The organism is Acetitomaculum ruminis DSM 5522, from assembly GCF_900112085.1.
GTDB classification, from domain to species: domain Bacteria; phylum Bacillota; class Clostridia; order Lachnospirales; family Lachnospiraceae; genus Acetitomaculum; species Acetitomaculum ruminis.
In genome coordinates this window covers 46320-59859 of the sequence record NZ_FOJY01000013.1, presented here as the reverse complement: position 1 = coordinate 59859, position 13540 = coordinate 46320, and the positions used below count along the sequence as shown (strand labels likewise).

Sequence of the window (13540 nt, the reverse complement as noted above, 5' to 3'; positions counted from 1 at the left end):
GACAATAAAAAAATATTGAAAATCGGTAAAATTAATGGTAGCATTTAAGATGTAGATAAAAAATAGTTTTGTTAAGTTATTATTCGTTTAGCATTGTTTAAAACAAAACCAAAACAAATAATTAAGCACCTAAAGGTGTGGTAATGGAGGGTAAGAAAGTGGCAATAAAAAAATCAGCCGTTCCTTTTAAAGGAACAAAAGAACAAGAAGCAAAGCTTCATGAAGTAATTGCCGGACTCAAAGAAGAACAGGGATGTCTTATGCCAATAATGCAACAGGCACAGGATATCTATGGGTATCTTCCGATTGAAGTTCAAAAAATTATCGCAGACGATCTTGAAATTCCAATCGAAAAGATTTATGGAGTTGCAACATTTTATGCACAATTTCGTCTTCAGCCAACCGGAGAATACAGAATTTCTGTATGTCTTGGTACAGCTTGTTACGTTAAGGGGTCAGGACCGATTCTTGATAAACTCAAACAACTATTGCAAATCGATATTGATGAGTGTACTCCTGATGGAAAATTCTCACTTGAAGCATGTCGTTGTATAGGAGCTTGTGGACTTGCACCAGTTTTGACAGTTAATGAAGAAGTTTACGGAAGACTTACTTTAGAAGATATTCCGGGAATTATTGAGAAATACTCAAATTAACGTAATGATATTTTGGTAGATCATTACCAGAGAAATGGAGGATAATCAGTGAAGACATTAGAAGAATTAAATGCTGTCAAAGAGCAATATGAGGGTCTTGTTAACTTCAGAAGAATCGGACATGCCGAGGATGCTGTAATAGATAAAAAATACAGACTTCATGTTCTTGTATGTGCAGGTACAGGATGTACTTCATCAGGCAGCTTAAAAATAATAGACAAATTAAATGAAGAATTAAAAGCTAACAATATTGAAAATGAGGTTAAAGTTGTAAAGACAGGATGCCACGGACTTTGTGCATTAGGACCTCTTATGATTGTATATCCGGAAGGAGCTTTTTATTCAAGACTTGAAATAGAACATATTCCGGAAATTGTTAAAAAACACTTTGTAGAAGGAAATGTATGTAAAGAATACTTATACAAAGAAACAGTACTTGAGGATGGTAGCGTTCAGCCAATGAACAATACAGACTTCTACAGAAGCCAGAAGCGAGTTGCTCTTAGAAACTGTGGTGTTATCAATCCAGAAGATATTAATGAATATATCGGTACAGGCGGATATCAGGCAATTGCCAAAGTGCTTCAAACCATGAAACCTGAAGATGTTATCCAGGTAATGCTTGACAGCGGACTTAGAGGACGTGGTGGTGCTGGATTCCCTACCGGTTTAAAATGGAAATTCGCAGCAGCAAGTGTAAATGAGCAAAAGTATGTATGTTGTAACGCTGACGAGGGTGACCCGGGAGCATTTATGGACCGTTCCGTATTAGAGGGAGATCCACATGTAGTACTTGAAGCTATGAGTATTGCAGGTTATGCTATCGGAGCTAACCAGGGTTATATCTATGTTCGTGCTGAGTACCCTATCGCTGTAGAAAGATTAAATATTGCTATCAAACAGGCAAGAGATGCAGGTTTACTTGGAAAAGACATCCTTGGTACAGGATTTGACTTTGATATTGACTTAAGACTTGGTGCAGGTGCATTCGTTTGTGGTGAGGAAACAGCTCTTATGACTTCTATCGAAGGAAACAGAGGAGAGCCAAGACCAAGACCACCATTCCCGGCAGTAAAAGGTCTTTTTGCAAAACCTACTATATTAAACAATGTTGAAACCTATGCAAATATTCCAAAAATCATTATGCAGGGTGCCCAGTGGTTTGCGTCAATGGGTACAGAAAAATCTAAAGGAACCAAAGTATTCGCTCTTGGTGGAAAGATTAACAACACAGGTCTTGTTGAAATTCCAATGGGAACAACTCTTAGAACTGTAATAGAAGAAATCGGTGGCGGAATACCTAACGGAAAGAAATTCAAAGCTGCTCAGACCGGTGGTCCTTCAGGTGGATGTATCCCTGTTGAAAATATGGATGTAGAAATAGATTATGATAACCTTATAGCTATTGGTTCAATGATGGGTTCAGGTGGACTTATCGTAATGGATGAAGATAACTGTATGGTTGATATTGCTAAATTCTTCCTTGAATTTACAGTAGATGAATCTTGTGGTAAATGTACACCATGTCGTGAAGGTACAAAGAGAATGCTTGAAATCCTTGACAGAATTACTGAAGGAAAAGGAAAGATGGAAGATATTGATGAATTGCAGGAACTTGCTGCATTTATTAAATCCAACGCTCTTTGCGGATTGGGTCAGACTGCTCCTAACCCTGTACTTTCAACATTAAGATACTTTAAAGATGAGTATATTGCACATGTTAAGGATAAAAAATGTCCTGCAGGAGTTTGTAAGAACCTTCTTACATTCAAGATTGATCCTGAAAAATGTATTGGATGTACAAAATGTGCTAAGAACTGTCCTGTTGATGCTATCATCGGAGAAAAGAAGAAAGTTCATGAAATTGATACATCTAAGTGTATTAAGTGTGGTACTTGTCTTGACGGATGTAAAAAAGATGCAATCTATAAAGAATAATTAAGGAGAATTAATGCTATGGAAAATGTTACAGTTAAGATAAATGGTATGGATGTAGTAGTTCCTGCAGGCTCCACTGTTCTTGAAGCAGCAAGGATTGCTGGAATAGACATCCCGACATTATGTTATTTAAAAGAAGTAAATGAAATCGGTGCCTGCAGAATGTGCGTTGTTGAAGTAAAAGGTGCTAAAACATTAGTTACAGCTTGCGTATATCCTGTTAATGATGGCATGGAAATCTTCACAAATACAAAGAAAGTTCGTGATTCAAGAAAGAGAAATCTTCAATTATTACTTGCAAGTCACGACAGACAGTGTTTATCATGTGTTGCCAGTGCAAGATGCGAATTCCAGACACTTTGTCAGGAATATGGCGTAGAAGATGCCGGAGTATATGATGGAGCCCGTAATGAATATGAGCTTGATACAAGTGCTGCACACATGGTTCGCGATAACAATAAATGTATCCTTTGCCGTCGTTGCGTTGCTGTATGTGACAAGGTTCAGGGAATCGGTGTTATCGGAAGCAATGGCCGTGGATTTGCAACCTCTATTGGTCAGGCATTTGAAATGGATCTTGCAGACACAAGCTGCGTAAGCTGTGGACAGTGTATCGCTGTTTGCCCAACAGGTGCATTATATGAAAAAGATTACACAGAGCAGGTATTTGAGGCTATAGAAGATCCTGAAAAGACTGTTCTTGTTCAGGCAGCTCCTGCCGTAAGAGCAGCTTTAGGAGAGGAATTTGGCCTTCCAATCGGAACAGATACACAGGGTAAACTTGCTGCATCTCTTAGAAGACTTGGCTTTGATAAAGTATTTGATACAGTATTCTCAGCTGACCTTACAATCATGGAGGAAGCTACAGAATTCTTAGATAGAGTTAAAAATGGTGGAACACTTCCGTTAATTACCTCCTGTTCACCAGGATGGGTTAAATATTGTGAACACTATTTCCCTGATATGACAGAGAATCTTTCATCTTGTAAATCACCACAGCAGATGTTTGGTGCAGTTGCAAAGACCTATTATGCACAAAAAATGGGACTTGATCCTAAAAACATCGTTATGGTTAGCGTAATGCCATGTACAGCTAAGAAATTCGAAGTTGGAAGAGAAGACCAGTGTGCTGCAGGGGAAGGAATTGCTGATGTAGATATTGCAATTACAACAAGAGAACTTGCTTATATGATTAAGAGAGCTGGAATTAAATTTAACGAGCTTCCAGATGAAGAATTTGACAACCCATTAGGTGTTGGTACCGGAGCAGGTGTTATCTTTGGTGCTACCGGTGGTGTTATGGAGGCTGCTCTTCGTACAGCATATGAGACTCTTACAGGAAGTGAACCTGCATCTCTTGACTTTGTTGATGTCAGAGGAACAGATGGAATCAAAGAGGCTTCTTATGAAATTGCAGGCATGAACATAAAAGTTGCTGTTGCATCAGGACTTGCAAATGCTAAGAAACTTCTTAAGGCAGTTAAAAATGGTGAGGCTGATTACCAGTTTATAGAAATCATGGGTTGCCCTGGTGGATGTGTAAATGGTGGTGGACAGCCAAAACAGCCTGCATCAGTTAGAAACTTTGTAGATATACAAAAACTTCGTGGACAGGTTCTTTACGGACTTGATAAAGCAAATCCAATGAGAAAATCTCATGAAAATCCAGAGATTAAAACAATTTACAAAGAATTCTTTGGAGAACCAGGAAGCGAAAAAGCTCATCATATTTTACATACAAGCTATGTTAAACGTGGTGTAAATTCAAATATTTAATAAAAAAACTGTATTAGAAATAATAAATACAGTAAGGGTTTTGTTTGATAAATCTAATTAAAATATATTAAAACACTAAAAGATAGGGAGCTGTCTTGCTTGTAAAAGCGGATGGCTCCTTATTTTGAACGCAGTGTAAGCAATCCCCCGCTTCAAAAGCGTAAGCTTTAAGCGGGGGATAAGCTTACTAGTGTCAGAAGGGGTTAAAGCCACTTCTGACAGGTGGCACAAAGTGCCACTGCGTTCATGAGGAAGTAGCGAAGCGGATTTAAGAATGTCCGCTTTACAAATAACAACAAAAAAAATATTATCATTTTTGTTGTTTTTGCTTAAATGAAGCTCTCTTTCTAAGAGTAGGATCAAGAATTTTCTTTCTGATACGAAGACTTGTTGGGGTTACTTCTAACAATTCATCTGTATCTAAGTATTCAAGAGATTGCTCTAAACTCATTACTTTTTTAGGTGAAAGAGTCAGGGCATCATCTGCTCCTGAAGAACGGGTGTTTGTAAGATGTTTACGCTTACAAACATTAATTTCAATATCTTCGGTTTTTGAGGATTCTCCCACAATCATTCCGGAGTAAACTTTTTCTCCAGGTCCTATAAATAACACACCTCTTTCCTGGGCGGAAAAAAGTCCGTATGTTACTGATTCACCGGATTCAAAAGCGATAAGAGAACCATTTTTTCTATAGGTGATTTCACCTTTATATGGTGCATATCCGTCAAAGATTGTATTCATGACACCGTTTCCCTTGGTGGAAGTCATAAATTCGCTTCTATATCCGATAATTCCTCTGGAAGGAATAGAAAACTCAAGTCTTGTAGAACCGCTTCCGGAAACACTCATATTTCTAAGCTCGCCTTTTCTTTGGCTTAATTTTTCAATAACGGCTCCTGAGAATTCGTCAGGTACATCTACATAACAAAGCTCCATAGGTTCAAGTTTTTTACCTTTTTCATCTTCTTTATATAAAACTTCTGCCTTACTTACAGAAAATTCATAACCTTCACGGCGCATATTTTCAATAAGAACTGAAAGATGAAGCTCACCACGACCTGAAACCTTAAAACTTTCTGTTGTTTCTGTTTCTTCAACACGAAGGCTTACATCTGTATTTAATTCTCTAAAGAGTCTGTCACGAAGATGTCTTGAAGTAATAAATTTTCCTTCTTGTCCGGCAAGCGGAGAATCATTAACATTAAACTGCATTGAAATAGTCGGCTCGGATATTTTCTGGAAAGGAATAGCAACAGGATTATCTACAGAACAAATGGTATCTCCAATATGAATATCCGCAATACCTGATATGGCAACAATTGAACCAATCTTAGCTTCGTTTACTTCAATCTTTTTAAGTCCGTCAAATTCGTACATTTTACTGATACGAACCTTTTCTTTCTTGTCAGGATCATGGTGGTTTACAACAACGGCATCCTGATTAATTTTTAAAACACCATTATCAACCTTACCAACGCCGATACGGCCTACATATTCATTATAATCAATAGTAGATATAAGAACCTGTGTATTAGCTTCAGGGTCACCTGTTGGAGCTGGTATATAATCAACAATTGTATCAAAAAGAGGCTTCATATCCACAGGTTTATCACCAATATTTTTAAGAGCATAACCATCTCTTGCTGAAGCAAATACGAAAGGACAATCAAGCTGTTCTTCGCTGGCATCCATATCCATTAAAAGCTCTAAAACCTCATCTATTACTTCATCAGGACGAGCTTCAGGTCTGTCAATTTTGTTAACACATACAATAACAGGCAAATCTAAAGCTAATGCCTTTCTAAGGACAAATTTGGTCTGTGGCATGGCACCTTCAAAAGCATCAACTACAAGAACAACTCCGTTTACCATTTTAAGGACACGCTCAACTTCTCCACCGAAATCGGCATGGCCCGGAGTATCAATAATATTTATTTTAATATCTTTATAATAAACTGCTGTATTTTTGGAAAGAATAGTGATTCCACGTTCTCTTTCTATATCGTTAGAGTCCATGACTCTTTCCTGAACTTCCTGATTGGCACGAAAAACACCACTTTGTCTAAGTAACTGGTCAACCAGTGTGGTTTTTCCGTGGTCAACGTGAGCGATAATCGCAATATTTCTTACATCATCTCTGGTAATGTTCATCACGAACCTTCTTTCTTTTAAATCATAAAAATTAGGACTGCAATTGCAATCCTATCGACACTAACTTAAATATATTATCATAAATAGAAAAAAAAGCAAGTGCAGGTTTGCTTCATATGATATTATATAGGTATATAGTTAATAAGTATAAAAACTTTATTTAGGGGAAAAAATGGCAGAGATTTACATAGATGGAAAAAAGAAAATACTAGAAGAATTAAGAGGAGAAGATTGTAAAGAAACAGCCCTTTCTTTCTTAAATTTTTCTGCAAAAAATCTTAAAATAAGTAATAATTTTATATCAGTAACCAACTTAAATAAAACAGCTCTTTTTTCTAACAGCCAAAATGAAATGGAAATTGAAAAGTTATTGAAAATACTTAAATCCTGGTGTCTTTATTATCACGAATTTCTGGCAAAAAAACTAATAGAAAGTGGTAATATAAATGCTTTAAGGCTACTTATTTTTATTATTAATAATCAAAATGAAATCTGGATAAATAATAATTATTCCGACGAAATTTTTATGATGTATGTAATAGACTGCTATATTGATATGGCTTTAAAAAGCCGAAAAAGTGCTATTGTCGTCTGGCTTTTAGATTATAAGAACAAAAATTTTTCAAAAAAAGAATGGGAAGAAGAAAGATTTAGTAAGTTGCAGGATAAGTTGGAACTTCGTAAAAAAAGCCTGACAGAGCGTTTTTCTTATTTTGAAATTGATGATTTTAGCTTTAATAAAAGAAAAATTGAAACGATAAAAGAGGGAAGTTTGATAGAATTTGGGGCTTATTACTATGATAGAAATTTTTTAATAAAACCCCTAAAATTCATTGTTTTGGAAAAAAATTCCAACAAAGCCCTTATTATTTCAAAGGATATTTTAAGTTTTAATATTTATAATGAGGATATATTAAACAATGAATGGAGAAACTCTTTTATCAGAAAATGGTTAAATGACACCTTTTATAACAAAGCTTTTTCAAAAGAAGAAAAAATGTTTATAAAAACAACTGATTTAGAAGTATCAATAAATCCAAAAACCAATGTTTCAAATGGTTTACCTACAAAAGATAAAGTCTTTCTTTTAGATGTTTTAGAAGCTGAAAAATACCAAAAAAAAGGTTTATTATCTTTTGGAAATGTAAATGAATTTGCTTATTTTGAAGATAAGACTTTGAACAAAAATTCCAATAATTCTTTTTGGCTTAGAAGCCTGGGATTTAGTAAAACCAACGCCTGCACTTTAAAATCTGATGGTAGTATAAATTACCAGGGAGATTATGCAAAGAGTAAAAATGCAATAAGACCTGCAATGTGGATTAGGATATAGTGGAGTGTTTATGAAAGAAAATATATCTGATAGAAGTAAAAAATTACTTGAAAAAACCCAAAATTCAATATTATTGGATATGCCTTTTCTTGCTCTTGCCCTTTCAAGGCTTGATTTTAAAGAAACAAAGGATGTTTTTTTAATGACAGACGGGGAAAGTTTGTTTTATAGGGCGGACTTTATATGCAGGCTTTATGATTTGCAGGGAGATTTAAAGGTTCTTAAATTATACTATATGCATCTTTTATTTCATTGCATTTATCAGCATTTTTATTTATATGTCCTTATGGACGAAAAATATTATGATTTAGCCTGTGATATTTTTGTAGAAAATGCTTTGTATGACCTTGATTTCTTTGATGAAAAAACTTTAAATCTGGATTTAAAAACAGATGAAAATTTGAATATAAGCATTAATAAAAACTCCTCGAAGTCCTTTATTTTAAAGGATTTAAAGAAGGAAATATCAGATTTTAATATTATAAATCTCTATCAGTATTTAAGAGAAAATATACACGAAAATACCCTTAAAAAATGGTCAGACATCTTTTCAAAAGATAATCATAATATTTGGTACGATTTAAGAAGTTTTAAACATAAGCCTGTTTTTTATGGTGATTTTAGTGAAAATTCTAAAGGAGAGTCTTTAAACTCAAGCTTTGTAAAAGAAGACACCAAAGAAAAATGGGAAAAAATATTTAAAATTACAAAAAAAGAAATAAAAAGGGTAAGGGACCAAAAAGCAAGGGGAAGAAAAAACGAAATAATGGAAATATCAAAACCTCAATTTGAAGAATATGATTATTCAAACTTCTTAAGGAATTTTGCCAAAGAAAAGGAAGTTTTAAAGTTAAATCAGGATGAATTTGATTATATTTTTTACAGTTACGGCTTTAATCTATATGAAAAAATAGCCCTGATTGAGCCCCTTGAGTATAAGGAAATAAGGGGTATAAAAGAGTTTGTTATAGCTATTGATACCTCAGAGTCTACCAGCAGGGGACTTGTGGAAAAATTTGTTACTAAAACCTATAATATTCTTAAAGATACGGAATCCTTTTTTACAAAGGTTCAATTATATATCATACAATGTGATGAGGTAATTGAAGAAATAAAACGAATTACCTCTAAAGAAGAATTTGAAGACTATATTTTTAATATGAAGATAAAAGGCCTTGGAGGTACTGATTTTAAGCCTGTTTTTGAATATGTGGATTCCCTTATTAGAAAAGGAGAACTTACTAATTTAAACGGACTGATTTATTTTACGGATGGGAAAGGTCAATATCCTTTTCCGGATAATGCACCGAACTATAAAACAGCCTTCGTATTAATAGAAGAAAATGGAAGTGAAAATATAGATATTCCATCCTGGGCAAAAAAGATGGTATTTAAAGACTAAGTTTCTACAAATGCGTAAAATCAAGGGATTGGAATAGAAGAGGTTAAAATATGAACATAAAAAAAGCAAAAAAACAGATTAAAAATACCCTGATTGCATATTTTACAAAAGATGAAAAAGGGAATTTTTTACTACCGGTGGAAAAGCAAAGACCCCTGTTTTTAATGGGACCTCCGGGAATTGGAAAAACAGCTATTGTAAGCCAGGTGGCAAAGGAGATGAATGTGGGATTTTTAGCTTATTCCATGACTCATCATACAAGGCAAAGTGCCATTGGCCTTCCTTACATCGAAAAGAAAATATATGAGGGAAAAGAGGTCAGTGTTTCAGAATATACCATGAGTGAGATAATTGCCTCCATTTATGAATATATGGAAAAAAGCAAAAATAAAAACGGAATACTTTTTTTGGACGAAATCAACTGTGTTTCAGAAACATTAGCTCCTTTGATGCTTATGTTTTTACAATACAAGACTTTTGGAAAACACAAGGTTCCCAAGGGATGGGTAATAGTAACAGCGGGAAATCCTCCGGAATACAATGACAGTGTCAGACAGTTTGATATTGCAACCTGGGACAGATTAAAAAGAATCGATATAGAACCTGATTTTGAAAGTTTTAGAGAATATGGTATATCAATGAGCCTTCATTCTGCCATAATTACTTTTTTGGATATTAAAAGAACTGCCTTTTATAAAATAAGCAATAATGGGGCAAAGAAATCCTTTGTTACCGCAAGGGGCTGGGAGGATTTAAGTCTTATAATAAAACTTTATGAAAAAAATGAAATAGAAGTGGACGAAGACCTGGTATCTCAATATCTTCAGGACGAAGAAATCGCAAATGCCTTTGTTAACTACTATCATCTTTATAACAATTACAGATGTGATTATCAGATTGAAAATATATTAAAAAACAAGGTTGACAAGACAGTTAAAGAAAGGGTAAAAAAGGCAACTTTTGATGAAAAAATATCTTTAATAAGTTTATTGTTTGATACCATAAAAGAAAAAATAAAAAAGCATGTTTTGTTATATGAAAGCTCTGATATAAGTGCATTTGAAGAATCAGAAAAATCAGGAAAAGAGCTTTCAGATGAAATATCAAATGCCATTGATTTTTGTCAGAATAATTTTGACGGCAGTAAAGAAGCCCTGGTTTTAATAAGCAGGTTAAGCTTTGATTCGGTTTGTGCTACTTTTATTGCAAACTATGGATGCAGGTCTTATTTTAAGTATAATGATGCACTTATTTTTGAATGATTAATAAAAAGACTATTAAAAAAAGATAAAAAAGATTATAATAATAGGATAGTCCTTCATAAAAATGTTTATTTTCAAAGTAAAAGGAGATGATTTTTACATGGGAAAGTTTGGTAAAAAGAAGAAAAAAAGAGTTGCTCAAAGCAAAGAAATTTTTGAAAGAGTGGCTTTTGTAAATGAAATTATTGAATGTGATGACCCGGATATGGTAAAAATCGCATGTATGACAACGACAGGAAGAGTAGATGTATCTGTTTCAAAGGCTATGCTTGAAGATTCAGCTTTTGAAGAAGATATGTGGATAGGGATGCTTAGAAATCCTTTTGGAGAAACCGAGCTTGTTTTAAGAGAAAAAGACAGTCCGGATTATAATAGTATTGATGATGATCTTAAAAAGATTCTTGAAAAGGAACTCTTTTAGTTAAATATGTGTTTTTACAGGAGAAAATGTTTTTATTGTTAAAATAGGAGAGAAACGGATTGGGAAAAAAAATAATATATTATGGTTCAGGTAAAGGAAAAAGTATGGCAGCTTTAGGCTTTGCTGTTCAATACGCCGGTTTAGGCGAGTCGGTTGATGTTATACAATGTTTAAAAACCAAGAATATTAACGAAACAAATTTCCTGCAAAGATTAGAACCGGAGATAAAAATGTTTCGCTTTGAAAAGTCGGAATGTTCCTTTGAAGATTTATCCCAAGAGGAAAAACAGGAAGAAAAGATTAATATAAAAAATGGTTTGAATTTTGCAAAAAAAGTCCTTTGTACCGGGGAATGTACAATGCTGGTACTTGATGAAGCTTTAGGGCTTATAGATGAGGGCATTGTAGATGCAGAAGAAATCATTGATATATTACAGGCAGGAAATGAGGACACTTCAGTTATTATAACCGGAAGAAATATGTGTGAAAAACTTAGAGATTATGTAGATGAAATTTACAGAATTGATGTTGAAAAATAATAATTATTATTGACAATATTTGGTGGTGATGATACCATTATTTCAATTAGACGTTTAGGTAGAGGTTGCGCGTCTCATAAGTAGGATATTGGATGTATCAGGTACAGTTGAAGATATCTGAAAGGGTGAAGCGCCGAAAGATGGATTTTCCCTGAGATTTCCATCTTGGGCATATGGTTAATAGCCATATGACTGTCATCTTTATTTTAAAAATATTGATGGAGAGCTATCACGAAAAATTTTTTGTTTTTGTATTTGTTATTTTCGGACTGGCTCTTTTGTGGGTCAGTTTTTTATTGCTTATAAAAAGGAGGATATTATTATGGCAATTTTTAAAGGTGCAGGAGTTGCGCTTGTAACACCATTTAAAGAAAATGGAGAAGTAAATTACGAAAAACTTGAAGAATTAATTGACTTTCATGTAGAAAATCAGACAGACAGTATTATTATTGTGGGAACTACAGGTGAAGGCTCAACATTATCTGAAGAAGAGCACATTGAATGCATAAAGGTTGCTATCTGTAAGACAAATAAGCGTATTCCTGTAATAGCCGGAACAGGTTCTAATTGTACCAAGACAGCTGTTTACCTTTCAAAGGAGGCTCAACAAGCAGGAGCAGACGGGCTGTTAGTTGTTACCCCTTATTATAATAAAGCTACACAAAACGGTTTAATTGCCCATTATACTACCATAGCAAAAAGTGTTGATACTCCGATTATTATGTATAATGTTCCAAGTCGTACAGGATGTGCCATTGCTACTAGTACAGCAGCAAAATTATTTAAGGATGTTGATAATATTGTTGGAATTAAAGATGCAGTGGGTAATCTTTCACAAACTGCAGAGCTTATGCATCTTACCAATGGAGAGCTTGACCTTTATTCCGGAAATGATGACCAGATAGTGCCTATTCTTTCCTTAGGAGGAATCGGAGTAATTTCTGTTCTTTCAAATGTGGCACCTAAGTATACACACGATATTGTTTTTGAATACTTAAATGGAAATACTTCTAAAGCAGCAAAGCTTCAATTAGATGCAATTCCACTTATTAAAGCCTTATTTAGCGAGGTAAATCCTATTCCTGTAAAGGCAGCCATGAATATTTTAGGCCATGAAGTTGGAGATTTAAGACTTCCACTTACAAATATGGAAGAAGCAAACCAGGCTGTTTTAGCAAAGGCTATAAAAGAATTTGGAGCATGTCTTTAAAAAACGGTAAATGATTTTATCTTTAAGGAGGAGAAGATGACAGAAATTATTATGCATGGCTGTAACGGTCATATGGGTCAGGTTATTACTTCTATTGTTGAAAAAGATGATGAAGCAAAAATTGTGGCTGGAGTTGATATTACAGGAGAAAAATTAAATGATTATCCTGTATTTAAAAATATTTCAGATTGTAATGTAAAAGCTGATGTTATTATAGATTTCTCAGCAGCTGCTGCTTTAGAGGATGTATTAGAATATAGCCAAAAAAATCATATTCCTGCTGTATTATGCTCAACAGGTCTTTCAAATGAGCAGGTTGAAAAGATAAAAGCATGCTCAGAAAAAGTTGCCCTTTTAAAATCGGCAAATATGTCTTTGGGTATCAATATGCTTATGAATCTTTTAAAAACCGCTGTTAAGGTTCTAAATCCGGAAGGTTTTGATATTGAGATAGTAGAAAGACATCATAATCTTAAAAAAGATGCCCCAAGTGGAACGGCTTTAGCACTTGCTGATGCCATGAATGAGGCTTTAGAAAAACCTTATTCCTATAATTATGACCGTTCTAAGGACAATGAGCCTAGAAAGAAAGAAGAAATAGGAATTGTAGCCCTTAGAGGGGGAAATATTGTAGGAGAGCATGAGGTGGTTTTTGCAGGAAATGATGAAGTTATAGAGTTTAAGCATACTGCCACCTCTAAGGCTGTATTTGCAAAGGGTGCTGTGGCAGCAGCAAAATTTCTTAAAAATAAAGAAAGCGGACTTTTTGATATGGCAGATGTAATTTCGGCAGCTAAATAAATTAATAATAAACCAGGTCAAGGTAATATTTGACCTGGTTTTTTTCTTGA

11 protein-coding genes and 1 riboswitch are annotated in these 13540 nt (G+C 34.3%); of the genes, 10 read left to right on the top strand and 1 reads right to left on the bottom strand.

Annotated features, from left to right (window positions below):
- Positions 1-158: 158 nt before the first annotated feature.
- The 3 genes from BM153_RS09310 to BM153_RS09300 all read left to right on the top strand — a co-directional run bounded on the left by BM153_RS09310 (position 159) and on the right by BM153_RS09300 (position 4370).
- Positions 159-656 carry an NADH-quinone oxidoreductase subunit NuoE family protein gene (locus BM153_RS09310; RefSeq protein WP_092873038.1) on the top strand — a complete coding sequence of 166 codons (498 nt, stop codon included), beginning with the start codon at positions 159-161 and terminating at the stop codon, positions 654-656.
- Between the two features lie 138 nt (positions 657-794).
- Positions 795-2594 carry an NADH-quinone oxidoreductase subunit NuoF gene (nuoF, locus tag BM153_RS09305; protein WP_278278335.1) on the top strand — a complete coding sequence of 600 codons (1800 nt, stop codon included), beginning with the start codon at positions 795-797 and terminating at the stop codon, positions 2592-2594.
- Positions 2595-2612: 18 nt separating this feature from the next.
- A complete protein-coding gene (locus BM153_RS09300; RefSeq protein WP_092873034.1) occupies positions 2613-4370 on the top strand; it encodes an NADH-dependent [FeFe] hydrogenase, group A6 in 1758 nt (585 codons plus the stop codon).
- 310 nt (positions 4371-4680) lie between these two features.
- Here the strand turns inward: BM153_RS09300 and typA are convergent, their stop codons facing one another.
- A complete protein-coding gene (typA, locus tag BM153_RS09295) occupies positions 4681-6522 on the bottom strand; it encodes a translational GTPase TypA (protein ID WP_092873032.1) in 1842 nt (613 codons plus the stop codon).
- Between the two features lie 172 nt (positions 6523-6694).
- Between typA and BM153_RS09290 the strand changes: the two genes are divergently transcribed.
- The 7 genes from BM153_RS09290 to dapB all read left to right on the top strand — a co-directional run bounded on the left by BM153_RS09290 (position 6695) and on the right by dapB (position 13490).
- Entirely contained in the window at positions 6695-7855 is a 1161-nt protein-coding gene (locus tag BM153_RS09290) for a DUF6273 domain-containing protein (RefSeq protein ID WP_092873030.1), read from the top strand.
- Positions 7856-7865: 10 nt separating this feature from the next.
- Positions 7866-9257, top strand: coding sequence for a vWA domain-containing protein (locus BM153_RS09285; RefSeq protein ID WP_092873028.1), 1392 nt, complete (start codon positions 7866-7868; stop codon positions 9255-9257).
- A gap of 50 nt (positions 9258-9307) precedes the next feature.
- A complete protein-coding gene (locus BM153_RS09280; protein ID WP_092873026.1) occupies positions 9308-10519 on the top strand; it encodes an ATP-binding protein in 1212 nt (403 codons plus the stop codon).
- A gap of 100 nt (positions 10520-10619) precedes the next feature.
- Entirely contained in the window at positions 10620-10940 is a 321-nt protein-coding gene (locus tag BM153_RS09275) for a hypothetical protein (RefSeq protein WP_092873023.1), read from the top strand.
- A gap of 59 nt (positions 10941-10999) precedes the next feature.
- On the top strand, positions 11000-11479 hold the full coding sequence (locus BM153_RS09270) for a cob(I)yrinic acid a,c-diamide adenosyltransferase (RefSeq protein WP_092873021.1): 480 nt from the start codon (positions 11000-11002) through the stop codon (positions 11477-11479).
- Positions 11480-11530: 51 nt separating this feature from the next.
- Positions 11531-11716, top strand: a riboswitch (Lysine riboswitch).
- 85 nt (positions 11717-11801) lie between these two features.
- Positions 11802-12689, top strand: a complete 888-nt coding sequence (gene dapA / locus BM153_RS09265; protein ID WP_092873019.1) for a 4-hydroxy-tetrahydrodipicolinate synthase — start codon at positions 11802-11804, stop codon at positions 12687-12689.
- 36 nt (positions 12690-12725) lie between these two features.
- On the top strand, positions 12726-13490 hold the full coding sequence (gene dapB / locus BM153_RS09260; RefSeq protein WP_092873017.1) for a 4-hydroxy-tetrahydrodipicolinate reductase: 765 nt from the start codon (positions 12726-12728) through the stop codon (positions 13488-13490).
- Positions 13491-13540: the final 50 nt, after the last annotated feature.